Genomic DNA, 19,654 nt, shown 5'->3' with positions numbered 1-19,654 from the left:
GCCCGGCCGGGCGGCGCGGGTGCGCTCAGTGCGCGATGGCCTCGTAGCCCTCGATCTCCTGCGGACCGCGGGGACCGGGACCGATGTACCGCGCGGAGGGACGCACCAGGCGGCCGGTCCGCTTCTGCTCCAGGATGTGCGCCGACCAGCCCGCCGTACGGGCACAGGTGAACATCGACGTGAACATGTGCGCCGGGACCTCGGCGAAGTCCAGCATGATCGCCGCCCAGAACTCCACGTTCGTGGCCAGCACCCGGTCCGGACGGCGGCTGTGCAGCTCCTCCAGGGCCGCCTTCTCCAGCGCCTCGGCCACCTCGTAGCGCGGCGCGCCCAGCTCGCGGGCGGTGCGGCGCAGCACCCGCGCGCGCGGGTCCTCGGCCCGGTACACCCGGTGGCCGAAGCCCATCAGCCGCTCGCCGCGGTCCAGGGTGCGCCGCACGTACCCGGCCGCGTCCCCGGTCCGTTCGATCTCCTCGATCATGCCGAGCACCCGGGAGGGCGCCCCGCCGTGCAGCGGACCGGACATCGCGCCCACCGCGCCCGACAGGGCGGCGGCCACGTCGGCGCCGGTGGAGGCGATGACCCGGGCGGTGAACGTGGAGGCGTTCATGCCGTGCTCGGCGGCGGAGGACCAGTAGGCGTCCACGGCCGCCACATGCCGCGGGTCGGGCTCGCCGCGCCAGCGGATCATGAACCGCTCGGTGATGGAGCCCGCCTTGTCGATCTCGCTCTGCGGCACCATCGGAAGACCCTGCCCGCGCGCCGACTGGGCGACGTAGGACAGCGCCATCACGGCCGCCCGCGCCAGGTCGTCGCGGGCCTGCCCGGCGTCGATGTCCAGCAGCGGCTTCAGGCCCCACACCGGCGCCAGCATCGCCAGCGCCGACTGCACGTCCACCCGGATGTCACCCGAGTGCACCGGGATCGGGAACGGCTCGGCGGGCGGCAGCCCGGGGTTGAAGGCGCCGTCGACGAGCAGCCCCCACACATTGCCGAAGGAGACCTTGCCGACGAGGTCCTCGATGTCGACGCCCCGGTACCGCAGGGCGCCGCCCTCCTTGTCGGGTTCGGCGATCTCCGTCTCGAACGCGACGACTCCCTCGAGTCCGGGCACGAAATCGGACATCAGGCGGCTCCTCGTGGTCTGTGCGACAGATGGGGCGACGGAGACGACGCCCAGCTGTCGGAGGTCGGAAGTGGCGCGCGCCGTACGGATCCGCGGTCGCGTGGCGCAGACTCGCGGTCCGGGGCGGTCATCCCTGTCATGCCCCGCGCGGTCGGCGGTCACCCCACCGGGGCGGCAACAGCACGATATCCCTGAGTGCCACCTTTGGGGAGAGAGCGCGGCACTCAGTGCCACGCAGTGACGAAGGACACGCTGCGGACCACGGGCCGCCATACGGCAGGATGACCGCGTGACCGACCGAGAAGCCGGAGAATCAGCGCCGCTCGACCTCGCCTCCATGCGCAAGCACTACCGCGCCGAGGGCCTGTCCGAGGCCGAGCTGGCCGACACACCCGTGGCGCAGTTCGCCCGCTGGTTCCGGCAGGCGGCCGCCGAGGGACACCTGTTCGAACCCAACGCCATGATCGTCTCCACGGCCGACGCCGCGGGCCGCCCCAGCTCCCGCACGGTCCTGCTCAAGGGCTTCGACGAACAGGGCTTCGTCTTCTACACCAACTACGACTCCCGCAAGGGACGCGACCTCGCCGAGAACCCGCACATCTCCCTGCTGTTCCCCTGGCACCCCATGGCCCGCCAGGTCATCGTCCAGGGCGTCGCCCGCCGCACCGGACGCGAGGAGACCGCCGCCTACTTCCGCAGCCGCCCGCACGGCTCCCGGCTCGGCGCCTGGGCCAGCGCCCAGTCCACGGTCATCACCACCCGCGGCGTCCTGGACGCCTCCTACGCCGAACTCGCCGCCCGCTACCCCGAGGGCGAAGAGGTCCCCGTCCCGCCCCACTGGGGCGGCTTCCGCGTCGCGCCCCGCTCCGTCGAGTTCTGGCAGGGCCGCGAGAACCGCCTCCACGACCGCCTGCGCTACGTCGCCGAGGCGGACGGCGGCTGGCGGGTGGAGCGGCTGAGCCCCTGAGGCCCTGAGGCCCTGAGGCCCTGAGCCTGTCCTGATCCACCGGGGGCTCCCCGCGGCGGTTCACCGCGCGGACACGCCGTATTGACACGGCTGTGGTTCAGACCTCACCGTGATCCGCGACACGCAGACCTGCCGAAGGGACGGACCCCGCATGAGCGACCGCACGTTGGCCGGCCAGTTCTTCGACGCCGCCATCGGCCTGCTCCAGCGGGTCCGGGACGAGGAGGCCGACTCCGTCACGGCCGCCGGCACCCTGCTCGCCGACACCGTCGCCGCGGGCGGCCGGCTGTTCGCCTTCGGCGCCGGACACTCCTCCCTCGCCGCCCAGGACGTCGTCTACCGCGCCGGCGGCCTCGCCCTGATGAACCTGCTCACCGTCCCCGGCACCGTCGGCGTCGACGTCATGCCCGCCACCCTCGGCTCCGCCCTCGAACGCGTCGACGGCCTCGCCGCCGCCGTCCTGGACAGCTCCCCGCTGCGCGCGGGCGACACCCTGGTCATCGTCTCGCTGTCCGGCCGCAACGCCCTGCCCGTCGACATGGCCCTGCACGCGCGCTCCCTCGGCATCCACGTGATCGGCGTGACCTCCGTCGCCTACGCGAGCGAGACCAGCTCCCGCCACTCCTCGGGGACCTACCTCAAGGACCACTGCGACCTGGTCCTCGACTCCAAGATCGCCATCGGCGACGCCGAACTCACCCTCGACACCGTCCCGGCGCCCTTCGCCCCCGCCTCCACCGTCGTCACCGCCGCCCTCCTCCAGGCCGTCCTCGCGACCGCCGCCGGAGTCCTGGCCGAGCGCGGCATCGAGCCCCCGCTGCTGCGCTCCGGCAACGTCGACGGCGGCCTCGAATGGAACAGCCGCGTCTTCGACCAGTACGCCGACCGCATCTTCTACCGGCGCTGACGGCCGCCACCGCGACACCGGGGCACCGGCCGCCCGCGCCCCCGCGCAATCCGGTTGACCGCCCCGCGGAGGTACGGTTCGCTGGCCCCGTGTCTGATCTTCGTATCGAACCCGTGTCCGGCGAGGCCATGCTCCGCGAGTGGCGGCACGTCCACAACGCGATCGTGCCCCCCGCCGCCCTCACCCTCGACGAGGTCCGCGAGCGCGCCGGACGCAACCGGCTGGAGAACGCCTACCTCGGCGACACCCTCGTGGGCTGCTCCACCGTCCGCCCGCCCGCCGGCGAGGACGCCGTCGCCACCGTCATCGCGCGCGTGCTCCCCGGCCACCGCCGCACGGGCATCGGCACCGCCCTGTACACCCGGGGCCTCGCCCACGCGCGCGTGCTCGGCGCGCGCGCCGTGGAGACCGTCGTCCTGGCCGCCAACGAGGACGGCGTACGCTTCGCCGCCGCCCGCGGCTTCACCGAGACCGAGCGGTACGTACTCCCCGACGAGCACGGCGAGCACGGCGAGCACGACGAGCACGGCGAGCACGACGTATGGCTGACGCTGCGCCTGACGGCGGCTGACACCCCCTGACACAAGAGCCCCGCGCTCCCCGCCGCGCACCGGCTCGGGAGACCAATCTCGGGGAACCCGGTGTGTGCTGCATCACGTTCAAGTTGAATGATGGTGAGAGAGCGAACCGACGCGCCGTACCAGCGGACGCAGCCTGATGGGGGTCCAGGTGAGTGCTTCCCGGCGTAGAGGAGCCACCGACGAACTGGGACCGGACGAGCCCGATCCCCGACGGGACGGCTCCGGGACCGACGACGGCCCCGACAGGCCCGGTGTCCCCGGCGGACCCGACGGCTCCGACCTGCTCGCCGCCCTCCTCGACGGCATGGACGCCGCCCTGTGCGCCTTCGACGCGGACGGCGTGGTCACCCACTGGAACCGCGAGGCCGAACGCATCCTCGGCTGGAGCAGCGCCGAGGCCGTCGGCCGGCACGGCTTCGCCGGCTGGGCCGTACGCAGCGCCGACGCCGAGGAGGTCGAACGGCGGCTGATGTCCGCCATGCACGCCACCGGACGGCAGGTCCACGAGTTCGCCCTGCTCACCAAGGACGGCGGACGCGTCCTCGTACGCACCCAGTCCGCCGCCGTGCGCGGCCCCGACGGCAGGCCCGCCGGCCTGTACTGCGCCTTCAGCGAGGTGCACGCCCAGATCGACCTGGAACGCTCCATCGCCCTGAGCGAGGCCCTCTTCGAGGACGCCTCCTGGGGCGTCGTCCTCATCGACGCCGACCTGCGCCCCGCCGTCGTCAACGCGCACGCCGCCCAGGCCCTCGGCACCGGCCGCACCACCCCCCTCGGCCGCCCCCTGGGCGAACTCCTCTCCCAGGGCGTCGAGGAACTGGAGAGCGCCCTCACCCACGTCCTGGCGGAGGGGGCACCCCCCGCACCCGCCGAGATCTGGGTGGGCGTACGCGGCCCCGAGGGCGAACGGCGCCGCTGCTGGCGCAGCGGCTTCGTCCGGCTCGCCTCACCCCTCGCCGAGGAACCCGTCCCGCTCGGCGTCGCCTGGCTCTTCGTCGACGTCACCGAATCCCGGCGCACCGAACAGGAAGCCTCCCTGCTGCGCTTCCGCACCAACCAGCTGCACCGCGCCGCCCGCGCCGCCGCCGAGTGCGACAACCCGCTGGAGGCCGCCACCGTCCACCTCGACTTCGCCCTCGCGGGCTTCGCCGACCACGCCCTCGTCGACCGCGTACGCCACCCCGCGTCCGGCACCGGCACCCCGGCACCGGACGACACCGACGCGCCACCGGCCGAACTGGTCCGCGCCGCCGCCACCCCCACCGCAGGACCCGGCCCCAGCCTGCTCACCGGCCAGGCCGGACTCCCCGTCCGCTACACCGAGGGCCACCCCGCCCTCCAGTGCATCCAGCGCACCGGCTCGGTACGCGCCACCGTCGGCACCGCACCGGCCGACCAGGCCCGCCTCTGGGCCCAGGCCCGGCAGTGGCCCGCCGACACCGTCCACGCCCTGTGCGCGGTCCTCCGCAGCCGCGGCCGCACCCTCGGCGTCGTCACCTTCCTGCGCACCACGGGCCGAGCCCCCTTCGAACGCGCCGACTCGGCCCACGCCGAGGACATCGCCGCCCGCATCGCGACCGCCCTGGACCTGGCGGGTCTGCTGGAGCGTCCCGACGGCTTGTGACGCCCGCGCCCCGGCCGCTTAGCAGGGTGATCGGCTACGGGCGCGGAAAATTCTGCGAATTCGCACGCATGGGCGAAGTCTGGACCTTTTCCCGTTCGGGGCGGACATCCGCTCCTACGGTCGTGAGACACACGAGAAGGGAGGTCACTCGCTCCCCGGCCGCGAGGCCGTCGAGTGACCAGCCCCCGTCATCACGATCGGCAGATCAGGGAGGTGCCGCCGATGACTACGTTTCCTGCGGGCGAGCAGACCCACCGGGCTGTGCTTCCTCAGCAGCCCGCTCTGGAATCCGCGAGCGCAGACACCCCCGGGAGCAGGGACGAAACGGCTCACGGACACCCCGCCGCGGGGCGGGGCACCGGCAGGGAACATGGGCGAGGGGAGACCGGCGGGCAAGGCACCGCTGCCCGCCGGCGTCACGCCGAGAAGGCCGCCACGGCGGCGGACGAGGCAGAGAACGGGAACGGTGACGTTCCCCGCAGCAGGCCGGCCTACGCGGGCGGTTCGGGCGCGAGCAGGGTCTTCGTCCTGTCGCGGGACGGGCAGCCGCTCATGCCCTGCCATCCGGCCCGCGCCCGGGAGCTGCTGCGCCGGGGGCGGGCCGTGGTCGTCCGGCAGGCCCCCTTCGTCATCCGGCTCAGGGATCGCGCGCTCGCCGAGTCCCAGGTCGACGGGGTCGAACTGCGTATCGATCCCGGATCCAAGGGCACCGGCCTCGTCCTCACCGATGAGAAGAGGGCAAGGGCGACGGCGGGAGAAGACACCGCTGGCACCGTCCGGCGCGGACTGATCTCCGCCGAACTCCGGCACCGGGGCGACCGGATCCGCCGGTCCATGCGGCAGCGTGCCGCCCACCGGCGCCGACGGCGCTCGGCGAACTGCCGCTACCGGGCGCCCCGGCGGGACAACCGGGCCCGTCCGCCGGGGTGGCTCCCGCCCTCCTCGCGCCACCGCGTCGACACCACCTTCTCCCTGGCCGCCCGCATGTGCCGCTGGGCGCCCGTCCAGGAGATCCATGTGGAACACGTCGCCTTCGACACCCACTCCATGAGCGCGGGCAGGCGGCTCGCAGCGGCGGAGCACCGGCACGGAGCGCTCGCGGGGACCGGGGCACGCGCCCTGCTGCACGCCAGGTGGAACGGTGCCTGCGCCTACTGCGACACCACCTCGGGGCCCCTGAACATCGACCATGTCAGACCGAGGAGCCGAGGAGGCTCCCATCGGGTCTCCAACCTCGTGCTCGCCTGTGTCCCCTGCAACACGGCCAAGGGGAGCATGCCGGTCGAGCTCTTCCTCGCTCACCGCCCTGACCGCCTCGCGGCCGTCCTCGAACAGACCAGGGCGCCGCTGCACGACGCCGCGGCCATGAACGCGACCCGCCGGCGCCTCGTCGAGGCCCTGACCGGTCTCGGCCCGCCCGTCCACACCTGGCCGGGCGGGCTCACTCGTGGCAACCGCGACGCGATGGGACTCGGCAAGACCCACACGATCGACGCGCTGTGCGTCGGACCGCTGGACCAGGGGTGCGGTGGGGCGATCGTCCGTGTCCCGGAGCGGGTGCTCGTGGTCGAGGCCCTGGGACGCGGCTCCTACGCCCGTACGACTCCGGACCGCCACGGCTTCCCGCGTCTGCGCCGCTCCCGTACGAAGCGGCACTTCGGATACGTGACCGGTGACCTCGTGCGGGCCACCGTGCCGTCCGGGAAGCGGGCGGGGACGTGGACCGGCCGGATCTCCGTGCGGGCCAGGGGGCAGCACAGCCTGGTCACCCCGGCCGGACGGTTCGACGTCTCGTGCGGCAACCTGCGTCTCCTCCAGAGGGGCGACGGCTACGGCTGGGGCGCCCGGTCGGAACCGGTGCCGTCGGCCCCCGAAAAAACCGGTTGAACGCCGGCCGGGCGGTTCCTAGTGTGGGGGTCAAGCAGGAAGGAGGTGATCCGGAGAATGTATGGAAACCGGACGCGTGAGGTGGCTGCGGGCTAGCGGCCCGTCACCACGTTCAGTGCGGTGCCGGACCGGCGTGTGAGTTGTGCGCGCAGCCGGCCCGATCCCAAGCAGTCACCCGACCCGCGAGCTGCCGGTACGTCCGGCCGGCTCTCCGCCGTCAGGCGGAGGACCCAGCTCGCGGGTCGTCTGCGTGTGCGCGGATTGTCGCACTCCGCTTCCGCCGGAGACCGCTGTTCGCGCGGAGCGCTCCGATTGTCAGTGGTATGCGTCAGAATTGAGTTCAGGGTCAGCGCACGCGCCGTGAAGTCGCAGGGCTTCCGGCAGAGGTAATCGAGGGGCACGTATGTCCGGACTGATCGACACCACGGAGATGTATCTCCGCACCATCCTCGAGCTGGAGGAGGAAGGCGTCGTCCCCATGCGCGCCCGGATCGCGGAGCGCCTGGACCAGAGTGGGCCGACCGTGAGCCAGACGGTCGCGCGGATGGAGCGGGACGGCCTCGTCTCGGTGGCCGCGGACCGTCATCTGGAGCTGACGGACGAGGGCCGCAGGCTGGCCACGCGCGTGATGCGCAAGCACCGGCTGGCGGAGTGTCTGCTGGTCGACGTGATCGGCCTGGAGTGGGAGCAGGTGCACGCCGAGGCGTGCCGCTGGGAGCATGTGATGAGCGAGGCGGTGGAGCGCCGGGTGCTGGAGCTGCTGCGGCATCCGACCGAGTCGCCGTACGGCAATCCGATCCCGGGTCTTGAGGAGCTGGGCGAGAAGGACGGCGCGGACCCGTTCCTGGACGCGGGTCTGGTCGCGCTGAGCGAGCTGGATCCGGGCGCCGAGGGGAAGACGGTCGTGGTGCGCCGGATCGGGGAGCCGATCCAGACGGACGCGCAGCTGATGTACACGTTGCGGCGCGCGGGTGTGCAGCCCGGCTCGGTGGTGAGCGTGACCGAGTCGGCGGGCGGTGTGCTGGTGGGCAGCGGGGGTGAGGCGGCGGAGCTGGAGTCGGAGGTCGCCTCGCACGTCTTCGTCGCCAAGCGCTGATCCGGCCGGTCCGCCGGTCCGGACGGCCCGGACGGCCGGGTGACGGTCCGGTCCGCCCGTCCGGTCCGTCCGTCCGGTCCGCCGGGGTCGTCGTGCCGGCCGTCGTGTCCGGTCGTCCGATGCGTTTCCGGTCTTCCGGGGGGCCTCTCCGGTGGCCGTCTCCGTCCGGTTTTCGTGCGTCGAAGCGGAGCGCTCGGGAGCCCGGCGTGCGACGCTGTTGCGTGAGGCATATGACGCTGGGGGGTGGGGGAGGATGTGGCGCACCGTGCACACCACGCGGACGTGGAGAGGGCCCCGGCGCTGAGCGGCGCCGGGGCCTGTCCTCCCCTGTGCGACCCGGAGCCCCGAGCTCCCAGGGTCGTCCCCTCGGACCGCTTTTCCCCGAGTGGTCCGCCTCCCGTTGAAGATCTCCCCTCGGCGGCGGCGATCATTCCTTGCGGCGGGTCACTCGAACGAGGGGTGTTCGTGACGCAAGCGGCTTTTTCGAATGAGTATTCGATAATCTGTTAAGTGGAATCACGGCTCCCGCACCCGCACCGACAGCGCACGGACAGACCGGGCAGAACTGCCGGACGACCTGCCGGACGGCGGCGAGCGGGCGGTCGTGGCGGAGCCAGGGCAGAGCTAGGGGGTGCCAGGACCACATGGCGCGGCGTATCGACGTGACCGGGGCGGGCGGCGTACGGCTGGCCGCCTGGGAGTTCGCCGAACCCCCGAAGGAGCGGCCGTACGTACCGGCGCGGGCCGGTGCCCACCGCGGCGGGCTGCCGCGGCAGCTCAGCGAGCCGCCCGAGCCCCCTGATCCGCAGGCCCCGGCGGCCGGTCACGCGCGGGCGGCCGGTGCCGGGGGCGCCGGAGTGCTGTTACTGCACGGGCTCATGGGCCGGGCCTCCCACTGGGCACCGACCGCCCGCTGGCTCGCCGAGCGGCACCGCACCGTCGCCCTGGACCAGCGGGGCCACGGCCAGAGCGAGAAGCCCCCGCGGCCCGCGTACACCCGCGAGGCCTACGTCGAGGACGCCGAGGCGGCCGTGGAGCAGCTCGGTCTCGGCCCGGCCGTCCTCGTCGGACACGCCATGGGGGCGCTGACCGCCTGGCAGCTCGCCGCCAAGCGCCCCGACCTGGTGCGCGCACTGGTCATCTGCGACATGCGCGCCTCCGCGCTCGGCGCGGCCTCCCAGCGCGAGTGGGAGGACTGGTTCAAGACCTGGCCGACGCCGTTCGCCACCCTCGCCGATGTCCGCAAGTGGTTCGGCGCGGACGATCCCTGGGTGGAGCGGCCGGATCCGGCCCGCGGCGCGTTCTACGCCGAGATCATGCACGAGGACGCGGACGGCTGGCGCCCCGTGTTCGAACCCGAGCAGATGCTCGTCTCCCGCGAGACCTGGGTGTACGACGCGCACTGGGAGGAACTGGCCCAGGTGCGGTGCCCGGCCCTCGTCGTCCGCGGCCTCGACGGCGAACTGGGCCGCGCGGAGGCGCAGGAGATGGTCCGCGTCCTGCCGCTCGGCGAGTACGCGGAGGTCGCCGACGCCGGCCACCTCGTCCACTTCGACCAGCCCGAGGCATGGCGGGCGGCCGTCTCGCCGTTCCTGGAAAGGGTCCTCACCCCGTGAACACGCCCACCGTCCCGGCCCCCTCCACCGCCGCCCAGGACCTGTCCGGCCGGTCATGGTGGAGGGAGGCAACAGTGCCTTGTGGGCGCGGGTGAGCGGGGTGTGGTGCGTGCAGGCGCAAGGCGGAGGAGGGCGTCGACGCGGAGCGTCGGCAACCGACGACAACGCGGCGGATGTGCGTGCCACACCCCGCGCCTTCGCCGTGATCGGCCGGACAGGTCCTTAGGAGGAGTTCCTGCGGTCCTTCCACGCCGAGCACCCCGCCGTGACCGGCGACGCCCTCGGCGGTGGCCGGGCCCCGGACGGGCGGTCCAGTTACGCGATCCTCGCCGATCAGGTGGCCGGCCGCCGCCGGGTCCTCGACCTCGGCTGCGGCGACGGAGTGCTGCTGGAGCTGCTGGCCGCCGCGCCGGACCGACGGCTGGCGGGCGTCGACCTCTCGCCCCACTCGCTGGCCCTGGCCCGCCGCCGCCCGGCCCTCGCGGGGACCGCGCTCGCCCAGGCGCGGGCACAGCGGCTGCCCTTCTCCGACGGTGCTTTCGACGCCTGCGTCAGCCATCTCGCGCTGATGCTCATGGGCGACGCCGACAAGGTCGTCGCGGAGACCGCCCGGGTGCTCGTGCCGGGCGGTGTGCTGGCCTGCGCGGTGGGCGGCGGGGCCGTGGGCGGTGAGGCGTACGAACTGTTCGGCTCGCTGCTGGGCGCCGCCGGGCGGCAGGCGCCCGAGACGCAGCGCATACCGGCGCTGGGCGACCGCCGGACCCGCAGCCGCGCCGGGCTCGCCGCGCTCCTGGCCCCGGCCGGGTTCGAGCCCCCGCGCTGGGAGACCGTGGAGATCGACCTGAGCGGCCCGGCGGAGCGGGTCTGGGCGGCCGTCTCCGGCATCTACGACGTCGGCCCGCTCGCACCGGCCGCCGTCGCCGCCCTCCGGGCGGACTTCCTCACCGGGGCGAAGTCCCTGGCGTCGGCGGACGGCCGCGTCCCGTGCGGCTTCCGCGTCCACATCGCGACGGCCCGCCGCGCCGCCTGAGTCGCGCACTCCGGAGGCCCGGCCCGGCCCGGCTCCGGGGATGCGACGGCGCCTCGGCCCGCCGGGCGCCGGTACCCGGAGGGGGCGCGGGTCGTGTGGTGCTGTGTCCGGTGTCCGGCCTCCGGTGCGGTCTCCGCCCGGGTGTCGCGCGGGTGCCGTTCCCGGTCGCGGTGTCCGCCCGGTGGTTGCCGTACCGGCGCGGCTGCGCCCTGGAGCGTGTTTGCGCGGGCCGGTGGTGTCATGCGCCTCGGGGCGGCGGTCCCGGACACTGGTGGGGTCGGGCGTCGGGCGCCCCCTCCCCTGGGAATCGCCAAGGGAAGGGGCGGCGTGCGGATCCGCTGCCGGAATCTGCGGCGCCCGGTGTCAGCCCTTGCTCACCGCTGTGAGGATCTCCGGGAGGCGGGATGCCGTGCGAGGGGCGGACAGGCGCAGGCCGAGGAGGGTGACGGCGGTGCCGTAGAAGGCGCCGGCGGGCAGGAGGAGCCAGCCGAGGCCGTCGCCGGTCGCGCTGACGTGGGTCCAGACGGCGAAGGCGATGACCGGGGAGCACAGCAGGGCCGCGGCGAGCATGCCGCCGAAGATGGCGATCCAGGCGAGCCCGGCCTGTCCCGGGGCCACGTTCTTGTAGCCCTCCTGCGGGATGGAGTACGGGAAGCGGGCCGACGCCCAGGCCCCGGTCGCCAGCATCGCGCCGAGCAGGGCGAAGGACACCCCGAGCACCTCGGGCAGCCGGGCCCAGTCGCCGACCAGCGCCGCCGTCAGGACCGTGACGAGGGTGGCGTAGGGCAGGGTGACGGCCAGCAGGGCGAGGGCCCGGCCGCGCAGCTCCAGGTAGGCGTCGCGCGGCGAGGAGATGGTGAGCGCGACCATCCAGAAGGCGGAGGTGTCCTGGCCGAACTGGTTGTACATCTGCACGCCGAGCATCCCGGCCGCGAAGCAGGCGAGGTAGACCGAGCCGGTGCCCTGGAGCGCGTTGAACACCGGCACGATCAGCCCGATGGCCAGCGAGGTCACCCAGGCCGCCTTGGTCTTCGGGTCGCGCAGCACATAGCGCAGCGAGCGTTCCATCACGGTGCCGGTGCGGCCGGCCGGGAGCAGCCGGCGCCGGCCCGGGGCCGCGGTGCGCTTGCGGGCGGCGGCGTCGGGGGCCTGGACGGTGGAGGCGTCGGGGGAGGTCATCAGCCGGGTCAGGGTGCGCGACCAGGCGCGCAGCAGGACGGCGAGCGCGGCGGCGGCCAGGGCGAGCTGGGCCGCCGCGACACCGTACGAGCCGTCGCTCGCCGAGTCGATCGCGTCCACGGCGGAGGCGGGCGGCACCCAGCGCAGCACGTCGGTGACCGGGTCGAGCCGTCCGAGCCCCGAGGAGCCGAGGCGCTGCGCGCCGAAGTTGACCAGTTGGGCGCCGACCGCGACGACCAGCCCGCTGAGCACGGCCAGGTCGCGGCCCTTGCGGCTGGTCAGCAGGCGGGTGTTGGCGGCGGCCACGGCGCGGGCCAGCGCCACGCACACCAGCAGCGCGAGGGCGACGCCGACGACCGCGACGGCGTACGCCCCCGCGCCGTGCGCCACCGAGATCGCACAGCCGATCAGCAGCAGCGCCGTGAACAGGGGCCCGATGCCGACCAGGGAGGCGGTCAGCAGGCCCCGGACGAGCGGCCGCGGGCGCAGCGGCAGCATCACCAGGCGGGTCGGGTCCAGCGTCTCGTCGCCGCTGGGGAAGAACAGCGGCATCACCGCCCAGCCGAGGGCGAGCACGGCGGCGCACGGCACGGCCACGGAGGCGGCGTGCTCATGGCCGCGCAGCAGCACGAAGCCGAGCAGTTGCAGGACGCCGAAGAGCAGGGCGACCACGGCGGAGGCGACGTACGCGGCGCGTCGTCCGCCGGACTGGCGCAGTCCGTTGCGCAGCAGGGACAGCTTCAGCCGTACGAGTACGGCGGTGACGGGGGCGGCGGCGGTGGCGGGGGCGACAGGGGCGGCGGGTGGGACGGCGTCCGTCCGGGAGCCGGTGCTCATCGGGTGCCGCCGCCCAGCCAGTCGAGGTCGGACCCGGCGTCCCGCCCCCGCGCGCCGACGAGTTCGAGGAAGGCCTGCTGGAGGGTGGGCGCGTCGCCGCGCACCTCGGCGAGCGGGCCGTGCGCGCGGATGCGGCCCGCGGCGAGCACGGCGACCCAGTCGCACAGGGACTCGACGAGTTCCATGACGTGGGAGGAGAAGACGACGGTGGCGCCGGAGGCGGTGTACCGCTCCAGGACGCCCCGGATGGTCTGCGCGGAGACCGGGTCGACGCCCTCGAACGGCTCGTCCAGGAAGAGCACTTCGGGGTTGTGCAGCAGCGCGGCGGCCAGTCCGATCTTCTTGCGCATGCCGGTCGAGTAGTCGACGACCAGTTTGTGCTGGGCGCCGGCCAGGTCGAGCACGTCGAGCAGTTGGGTGGCCCGCCGCTCCACCTCGGCGCCGGGCAGTCCGCGCAGCAGGCCGGAGTAGGAGAGGAGTTCGCGGCCCGAGAGGCGTTCGAAGAGCCGCAGTCCCTCGGGCAGGACGCCGATCCGGGCCTTCACGGCGACCGGGTCGCGCCACACGTCGTGGCCGACGACCTCCACGGTGCCCTGGTCGGGGCGGAGCAGGCCGGTCACCATGGACAGGGTGGTGGTCTTCCCGGCTCCGTTCGGCCCGACCAGGCCGATGAACCGGCCGGCCGGCAGGTCCAGATCGATCCCGGCCACCGCGACCTGCTGTCCGAACCGCTTCCACAGCCCCTGGATCCGTACGGCGCTCGTAGTCGTCACTGCTGCTCCCTCCGTCAGGAAGAACCCTACGGGGGAGCCGCCGGGGCGGTCCCGGACGTCCGTCCCGCCTCCTCGATCCGCCTCCTCGATCCGCCCCGTCGTCCCGCCACCCTGTCCGGGCTACTTGTCCCGGCCGCAGGCGTACGCCAGCGCGGGCACCAGTTCCTCCGCGTCCGGCAGCCACCGGTTCGCGGGGGTGGGGCGGCAGGCCCACTGCACGGCGCCGCGCGATCCGTACCGGGTGGGCGGCGCGGCGACCCAGCCGCCCTCGCCCAGCGCCGCCAGGTCCAGGGACCCCGGCGACCAGCCCAGCCTGCGCACCAGGCCGGGCAGCTTGGCGCAGGCGCCGGGCAGGACGAGGAACTGCATCCGGCGGCCGGGCGTGAGAAGCACCGGCCCGGGTGTCAGCTCCCACCGCTCCAGCCGGGCCAGGGCGAGGAACCCGGCGCTCTCCGGGACGCAGAGCGCGTCGAAGGAGCGCCCGGTGGGCAGCAGGATCGACGCGTCCGGCTGCTGCTGCCACATCCGGCGCGCCACGGTGGCGCTGCCGGTGGCGCGGGCCGCCCAGTCGTCGTGCGCCGGGTGTGCGCCGGGCGCGGTGCAGCCGGGGTCGCCGCAGGAGCAGCGCGGGGTCCCGTCGGCGGTCACCAGCCAGGTGCCGGGGACCACGTCCCAGTGGCGCTCCTCGGTGTAGCGAACGGCGGTCTCCGGCAGCGAGTCTCCGCGCTGCTTGGGGATCTGACCGGCGGTCTGTGCGGCTTCCGCGCCCGGGATCGTCTTTTCCACGCTCCACTCAACTCCCGCGCCCACCTGGAGTTACGGGCACACCGGGGGCTCGGGAGGCGGCCCGCGCGCGGGGGAGGAGCATCCGGTCCGTACCCGGGGCGCACGGGTGCATGTGCGGGGGCGCGCGGGAGGGGCACCGGCGGGCGTGGGGTAGTGGTTGTGGGGAAGTTCGCGGCGGGGGTGCCCACGGGCGCTCACGGGCGTCCGTACGGGGGAATCGGGAGCGACGGGGGTGCGGCGGTACCAGGGGACACAGGGGTGTCCGCCTCGCTTTTCCGCTCCAGTACTCCGGCAATCTTCGCATGTCCCGCATTTTCGTTATGTCCGTGGGGCATTGATCTTCACGACCGGACAACTCGGCCGTGACGGGCGGGATCCGGTCGTGCAAGACACGTCAGAGTCGGTGCGTGGGCAGGGCACCGCAGCCACGCGAGCCGCCAGGAAGCAGGGGGTTTACGCCATGGCCGCCAGGCCTCTCGTCGCGCGGCAGCCGAACGAACGGCTGCAGGCGCTCATCCAGGAAGCGGGCTGTTCCAACGCCGGCTTGGCCCGCAGGGTCAACATGTGCGGCGCCGAACACGGCCTCGACCTGCGCTACGACAAGACGTCCGTGGCGCGCTGGCTGCGCGGACAGCAGCCGCGCGGCCGGGCCCCGGCGGTCATCGCCGAGGCCCTGGGCCGCAAGCTCGGCCGTACGGTCACGATCGACGAGATCGGCATGGCCAACGGCAAGAACCTCGCCTCGGGCGTGGGTCTCCAGTTCTCGCCGACCGTACTGGGGGCCATCGAGCAGGTCTGCGAGCTGTGGCGCAGCGACGTGGGCCGGCGGGACTTCCTGTCCGGCTCCTCCGTCGCCGCCTCGGCGCTGGTGGAGCCCAGCCGCGACTGGCTGATCACCGCGCCGGACGGACAGGTGGCGCGCTCGGCCGGCCCGAGGGTGGGGCAGTCGGACGTGGCGGCGGTACGGGCCATGACGCAGGCGCTGGTCGACCTGGACCACACCCACGGCAGCGGGCATGTGCGCCCGGTGGTCGTGCACTACCTCAACAGCGTCGTGTCCGGACTGCTCGCCGGGTCCTACCGGGAGGCGGTGGGCCGCGATCTCTTCGGCGCCGTGGCCCGGTTGACCGAGCTGGCCGGGTACATGGCCGTGGACACCGGTCAACCGGGGCTCGCCCAGCGGTACTACATCCAGGCGCTGCGGCTCGCCCAGGCGGCCGGGGACCGCGGGTACGGCGGCTATGTGCTGGCCGCCTCCATGAGCCATCTGGCCGCCCAGCTCGGAAACCCGCGGGAGATCGCCCAGTTGGCGCGGGCGGCGCAGGAGGGGGCGCGCGGCCGGGTGACCCCGCGCGCGGAGGCGATGTTCCACGCCGCCGAGGCGCGCGGACACGCCCTGCTGGGGGACGCGCGCGCGGCCCAGCTCTCGTCGGGGCGCGCGGTGGGCGCGCTGGAGCGCGCCGCGCCGGACACCGGGGACGACCCGGCCTGGATCGCGCACTTCGACGAGGCGTATCTCGCCGACGAGTTGGCGCACTGCCACCGTGACCTGGGACAGGCGGAGGCGGCGGCGCGCCAGGCCGAGCAGGCGCTGGCGGGGCATCCGCTCTCGCGGACCAGGCGCCGGGCCATCGGCTATGTGCTGCTCGCCACGGCACAGGTGCAGCAGCGCGAGGTCGAACAGGCCTGTGCCACCGGCCTGAAGGCGGTGGAGCTGCTGGAGCGGCTGCGGTCCAACCGGGGCGCCGAGTATCTGGAGGACTTCCAGCAGCGCCTGGACCCGTACCGGGACGAGCCGGTGGTACGGGAGTTCGGGGCGCGACTGGAGGTGCAGATGGCGGCGTGAGCGGGGGAGTGCCGGGCGCGCGGGGGAGATACGGCGCCGCAGGATGCCGTACAACAGCGCGCCCGGCCCCGGATCCGTTACCGCGGTGGGGAGGAGGGCGGCCGAGCCCTGTGCTGCGTGGCACCGGGCTCGGGGGACCCGGTAGCGTGAGCCGACGATTCCGCAAGTCCCCCATTCGTAGGAGTCCCGGTGACGCAGAGTGGACAGGGCGAGGAGCCCTCGGCGCGGCCCGCGCGCGAAGGCATCGTGCTGCCTTCCGACGGTGGGCAGCCCCTGCTGCCGGGCACGACCGGCGGACCGGGCGGCCGTCCGCCCGCGCAGCCGGCCGGACCGGGCCCGGCCCAGCCGCCCGCCGGCGGACAGTCCTGGGGGCAGCCCTGGGGCCCGGAGGGGGAGCAGCGGCCGCAGTCCGGGCAGGACTGGCAGGCGCCGCCCACCCAGACGTGGGGGACCGCGCCGTCGTATCCGCAGGCGCCGTCGGGCCAGTGGGACGCCCACGGCGGGCCCGGCGGGCACCCGGGCGCGGGCCCGCTGCCGCCGGAGGGCGCACCGGCCCCCGGGCACGGCACCCACGGCGGCGCCCCGCAGCCGCCGTACCAGCAGCACCAGGGGTACCAGCAGGGCCACGGCCAGGGACAGGCCCCCCAGCAGCACCAGGGATTCCAGCAGCACCAGCAGCACCAGGCGCCCCCGCAGCATCCGCACCAGCACCAGCACCAGGCGGCGCCCCTGCCTCCGGCCGCCGGGCCGGGCCCGTACGGCACGTCGGCGGGTGTCCCGCTGCCGCCGCCCGCCGACGAGGGGGCCACCCAGTTCCTGCCCCCGGTCGCCGCCGGGTCGGCGGACGAGGGCGCCACGCAGTTCCTGCCGCCCGTGCCCGCCGCGCCGGTGGACGAGGGCGCGACGCAGTACATACCCCCGGTGCCGTCGGGCGGCCTGCCGCCCGCCGTGCCCGGTGCCGGGCCGGACGCCGAGGCCACGCAGTACATCGCGCCGGTGCCCGGCGGGCCGGGCGGGGCCCCGGCTCCGCCGTTCGGCGCGGGCCCCGGTGCGGGCGGCGGGCGGCAGACGCCCGCCGAGTTCGACAACCTGTTCCGCGACGGTTCGGGCGGCACCGCCCCGGGCACGCAGCAGCTTCCGCACCTCCAGCCGCGCGACGGCCGGTCCGGACCGGGCCTGCGTCCCGGCGGGGCGCCCGTCAACCTGGGCCAGCCTCCCGCGCAGACCTTCCAGCCGGGGCCGGGCGGCCCGGCCGGCCCGCCGTACGCGGGCGGCCCGGACGGCCAGGACGGCGGCGGGCGGCGGCCCCGCTCGCGGATGCCGCTGATCGCGGCGGTCGGCGTCGGCATCGTCGCCCTCGGCGTGGGCGCCGGCGCGCTGCTGAGCGGGGGCGGCGGCAGCGACGACAAGACCGACAAGGCCGCGAACGTCTCCTCGGCGGCCCCGGCCACCGGCGGTGCCTCTTCGGCCCCGGCCGCTCCCGACCCCGCCCGCGAGCAGGCGGTCGCGCTGGACAAGCTGCTGGCCGACAGCGGCGGCAGCCGGGCCTCCGTGATCAAGGCGGTGGACGACGTCAAGAAGTGCGACGACCTCAGCGGGGCGGCCGCCGATCTGCGCAGCGCCGCCAAGCAGCGCGCCGCGCTGGTGACCAGGCTCGGCGCGCTGCCGGTGGACAAGCTGCCCCAGCACGCGGAGCTGACCGCCGCGCTCACCAGCGCCTGGAAGGCGTCCCAGTCGGCCGACCAGCACTACGCGGCCTGGGCCGACCAGGCGCGCGGCAAGAAGGGCTGCGACAAGGGCCACGCCCGCAACACCAGCCACACGCAGGCCGCCAACCACCAGAGCGGTGTCGCCAGCGTCCAGAAGGCCAAGGCGGCCAAGCTGTGGAACGCCATCGCCAGGAAGTACGGCCTCACCGAGCGCCAGCCGACCCAGCTCTGACCCGTTCGCCGTTCCCCGGCCCCCGTTCCCCGGCCCCGTTCTCCGTTCCTCGCGGCCGGGCGCGGGCGGGTCAGTCCGGGTCCGTCTCCTGGAGCGGCCCGGTGACGTCGACGAAGCCCTTCGTGGCCGACACCAGCCGCCCCGCGCGCACGGCCTGGAGGGTCACGTCGGCGTTGGCCAGGCGGGCGAAGCCGGCCGGGGCGAAGGGGCCGGACAGGGGCCAGCGCAGCCGCGGGGTCAGCCCGCCCGTGTCGACGGCCAGACCGGAGTCGAGGGCGCGCCGGACGGTCCCGGCGTTCACCGGCCCGGAGCCGATCTTCTCCAGGACGGCCCGGAGCACCGTGTAGGCGATCCACGTCGTCTGCACCCCGGCGTCCGCCGGGTCGACGCGGTTGTCGCCGAACGCCTGCTCGTCGATCACCTTCTTCATGGCGTTCCAGCGCGGATCGTCCGCCACCGGGTACCAGCCCGTGACGGACGCCCCCTCGTACGGGCCCGCCGGGCCCCCGCTGGCGTCGATGACGGTCTGGTCCACGTTGCCGAGCACGGCGGCGGTGCGTACCGCCGGGTAGTGGGCGCGGGCGCGGCGGAAGGAGTCCATGAAGATGTTGGTGCGCTCGCCCAGGGCCGGGATCACACAGCCCTTCTTCCCCGGCCCGGAGGTCGCCTGCGCCAGCGCCCTGTCGGCCTCGCCCGCGTACTCGGTGGCGTCCTCGGCGGCCGGCTGGTCGTGGGCGGCGCGGTGGCCGCCGGCCTTCAGACCGGCGTCGAGCAGTCCGGGCAGCTCGTCGCCCGCGATGCTGTCGGGCCGCACCAGGGCGACCGGACCGCAGTTCTTGGCCAGTTCCCGGCCGAGGCCGACCAGCAGCGCGGGCTGGCCGCCGTTGACCGGGTAGGACAGGGCGCGGGTGAACTCGGCGGTGGTGAGGCCGTAGCCGCCGATGTAGGGGATGCCGGCGCTCTCCAGCGGCGGGAAGAAGGAGTCGCTGTACTGGCTGTACGAGCCGACGACGGCGGCCACGTCCTCCTTGACGGCGAGCCGGGCGCACTTGGCCGCGGCCACGCTGTCGTTGCTGTCGTTGCAGGTGAGGACCTTGAGCTTGTGCCCGGCGATGCCGCCGGCGTCGTTGACCCAGCGGGCGTAGGCGCGCGCCATGGCGGGCATGCCGGGCTTGTTGGTCGCCGCGGTGCTGTCCGGGGCCCAGGTCATCACGGTGACGGTGTCGTTCCCCGATCCCCCCGTGGTGCCGGGGACGACACCGCAGCCGGCGGACAGCGAGACGGCCGCCGCCAGCGCGCCCGCGGTCCGGAGGGTTCTCCTCCGTCCGGCGGGCCGCGCGGCGGTGCGGAGTGCGGTGTGCCTGTCTCGCCTGCCGGTCATGCTTCCGCACGATTCCGGCACATCCCTAACCCCGGAGTGATCCATGGCCGACAATGGGTGACGCACAGGTGAATTAC

The 19,654-nt window shown here is 74.5% G+C and carries 15 protein-coding genes; 10 read left to right on the top strand and 5 right to left on the bottom strand.

Annotation, left to right across the window (positions count from 1 at the left end; genetic code table 11):
* Positions 1–25 precede the first annotated feature (25 nt).
* Positions 26–1,126, bottom strand: coding sequence for a citrate synthase 2 (locus tag A8713_RS13545; protein WP_064533735.1), 1,101 nt, complete (start codon positions 1,124–1,126; stop codon positions 26–28).
* Positions 1,127–1,463: 337 nt separating this feature from the next.
* On the opposite strand from A8713_RS13545, the gene pdxH reads away from it, so the two are divergent.
* From pdxH to A8713_RS13505, 8 genes are all read left to right on the top strand, one after another.
* A complete protein-coding gene (gene pdxH, locus A8713_RS13540; RefSeq protein WP_382843993.1) occupies positions 1,464–2,093 on the top strand; it encodes a pyridoxamine 5'-phosphate oxidase in 630 nt (209 codons plus the stop codon).
* A gap of 151 nt (positions 2,094–2,244) precedes the next feature.
* Positions 2,245–3,000, top strand: coding sequence for an SIS domain-containing protein (locus tag A8713_RS13535; RefSeq protein ID WP_064533733.1), 756 nt, complete (start codon positions 2,245–2,247; stop codon positions 2,998–3,000).
* Between the two features lie 128 nt (positions 3,001–3,128).
* A complete protein-coding gene (locus tag A8713_RS13530) occupies positions 3,129–3,581 on the top strand; it encodes a GNAT family N-acetyltransferase (RefSeq protein ID WP_237305546.1) in 453 nt (150 codons plus the stop codon).
* 148 nt (positions 3,582–3,729) lie between these two features.
* Positions 3,730–5,205 carry a PAS domain-containing protein gene (locus tag A8713_RS13525; protein WP_064537495.1) on the top strand — a complete coding sequence of 492 codons (1,476 nt, stop codon included), beginning with the start codon at positions 3,730–3,732 and terminating at the stop codon, positions 5,203–5,205.
* Positions 5,206–5,733: 528 nt separating this feature from the next.
* On the top strand, positions 5,734–7,092 hold the full coding sequence (iscB, locus tag A8713_RS13520; protein WP_257784428.1) for an RNA-guided endonuclease IscB: 1,359 nt from the start codon (positions 5,734–5,736) through the stop codon (positions 7,090–7,092).
* A 403-nt stretch (positions 7,093–7,495) separates the two neighbouring features.
* Complete coding sequence (locus A8713_RS13515) at positions 7,496–8,188, top strand: metal-dependent transcriptional regulator (RefSeq protein WP_064533731.1); 693 nt, start codon at positions 7,496–7,498, stop codon at positions 8,186–8,188.
* 644 nt (positions 8,189–8,832) lie between these two features.
* Complete coding sequence (locus tag A8713_RS13510) at positions 8,833–9,804, top strand: alpha/beta fold hydrolase (RefSeq protein ID WP_064533730.1); 972 nt, start codon at positions 8,833–8,835, stop codon at positions 9,802–9,804.
* A gap of 265 nt (positions 9,805–10,069) precedes the next feature.
* On the top strand, positions 10,070–10,834 hold the full coding sequence (locus tag A8713_RS13505) for a class I SAM-dependent methyltransferase (protein ID WP_237305362.1): 765 nt from the start codon (positions 10,070–10,072) through the stop codon (positions 10,832–10,834).
* A gap of 363 nt (positions 10,835–11,197) precedes the next feature.
* On the opposite strand, the gene A8713_RS13500 is transcribed toward A8713_RS13505, so the two are convergent.
* The 3 genes from A8713_RS13500 to A8713_RS13490 form a co-directional block, all read right to left on the bottom strand.
* On the bottom strand, positions 11,198–12,850 hold the full coding sequence (locus A8713_RS13500; RefSeq protein WP_064533728.1) for a hypothetical protein: 1,653 nt from the start codon (positions 12,848–12,850) through the stop codon (positions 11,198–11,200).
* Positions 12,847–13,641: an ABC transporter ATP-binding protein gene (locus A8713_RS13495; RefSeq protein ID WP_079158953.1), complete on the bottom strand. Its 795-nt coding sequence runs from the start codon at positions 13,639–13,641 to the stop codon at positions 12,847–12,849. The genes A8713_RS13500 and A8713_RS13495 overlap by 4 nt, the downstream gene beginning before the upstream one ends.
* A 102-nt stretch (positions 13,642–13,743) precedes the next feature.
* On the bottom strand, positions 13,744–14,409 hold the full coding sequence (locus A8713_RS13490; protein ID WP_064533726.1) for a bifunctional DNA primase/polymerase: 666 nt from the start codon (positions 14,407–14,409) through the stop codon (positions 13,744–13,746).
* 460 nt (positions 14,410–14,869) lie between these two features.
* On the opposite strand from A8713_RS13490, the gene A8713_RS13485 reads away from it, so the two are divergent.
* On the top strand, positions 14,870–16,255 hold the full coding sequence (locus tag A8713_RS13485; RefSeq protein ID WP_018567120.1) for a hypothetical protein: 1,386 nt from the start codon (positions 14,870–14,872) through the stop codon (positions 16,253–16,255).
* A gap of 189 nt (positions 16,256–16,444) precedes the next feature.
* On the top strand, positions 16,445–18,196 hold the full coding sequence (locus A8713_RS13480; RefSeq protein WP_064533725.1) for a hypothetical protein: 1,752 nt from the start codon (positions 16,445–16,447) through the stop codon (positions 18,194–18,196).
* Positions 18,197–18,266: 70 nt separating this feature from the next.
* Here the strand turns inward: A8713_RS13480 and A8713_RS13475 are convergent, their stop codons facing one another.
* Positions 18,267–19,577, bottom strand: a complete 1,311-nt coding sequence (locus tag A8713_RS13475) for an ABC transporter substrate-binding protein (RefSeq protein WP_064533724.1) — start codon at positions 19,575–19,577, stop codon at positions 18,267–18,269.
* Between the last annotated feature and the right edge of the window lie 77 nt (positions 19,578–19,654).

Source organism: Streptomyces sp. SAT1, assembly GCF_001654495.1.
Classification (GTDB): Bacteria; Actinomycetota; Actinomycetes; order Streptomycetales; family Streptomycetaceae; genus Streptomyces; species Streptomyces andamanensis.
This window is presented reverse-complemented; position numbering and strand designations above follow the sequence as displayed.

Coding starts and splice junctions, on each gene's coding strand:
- A8713_RS13545 (WP_064533735.1), bottom strand. CDS start 1,126: ATGTCCGATTTCGTGCCCGGACTCGAGGGAGTCGTCGCGTTCGAGACG.
- pdxH (WP_382843993.1), top strand. CDS start 1,464: ATGCGCAAGCACTACCGCGCCGAGGGCCTGTCCGAGGCCGAGCTGGCC.
- A8713_RS13535 (WP_064533733.1), top strand. CDS start 2,245: ATGAGCGACCGCACGTTGGCCGGCCAGTTCTTCGACGCCGCCATCGGC.
- A8713_RS13530 (WP_237305546.1), top strand. CDS start 3,129: ATGCTCCGCGAGTGGCGGCACGTCCACAACGCGATCGTGCCCCCCGCC.
- A8713_RS13515 (WP_064533731.1), top strand. CDS start 7,496: ATGTCCGGACTGATCGACACCACGGAGATGTATCTCCGCACCATCCTC.
- A8713_RS13510 (WP_064533730.1), top strand. CDS start 8,833: ATGGCGCGGCGTATCGACGTGACCGGGGCGGGCGGCGTACGGCTGGCC.
- A8713_RS13500 (WP_064533728.1), bottom strand. CDS start 12,850: ATGAGCACCGGCTCCCGGACGGACGCCGTCCCACCCGCCGCCCCTGTC.
- A8713_RS13485 (WP_018567120.1), top strand. CDS start 14,870: ATGGCCGCCAGGCCTCTCGTCGCGCGGCAGCCGAACGAACGGCTGCAG.
- A8713_RS13475 (WP_064533724.1), bottom strand. CDS start 19,577: ATGACCGGCAGGCGAGACAGGCACACCGCACTCCGCACCGCCGCGCGG.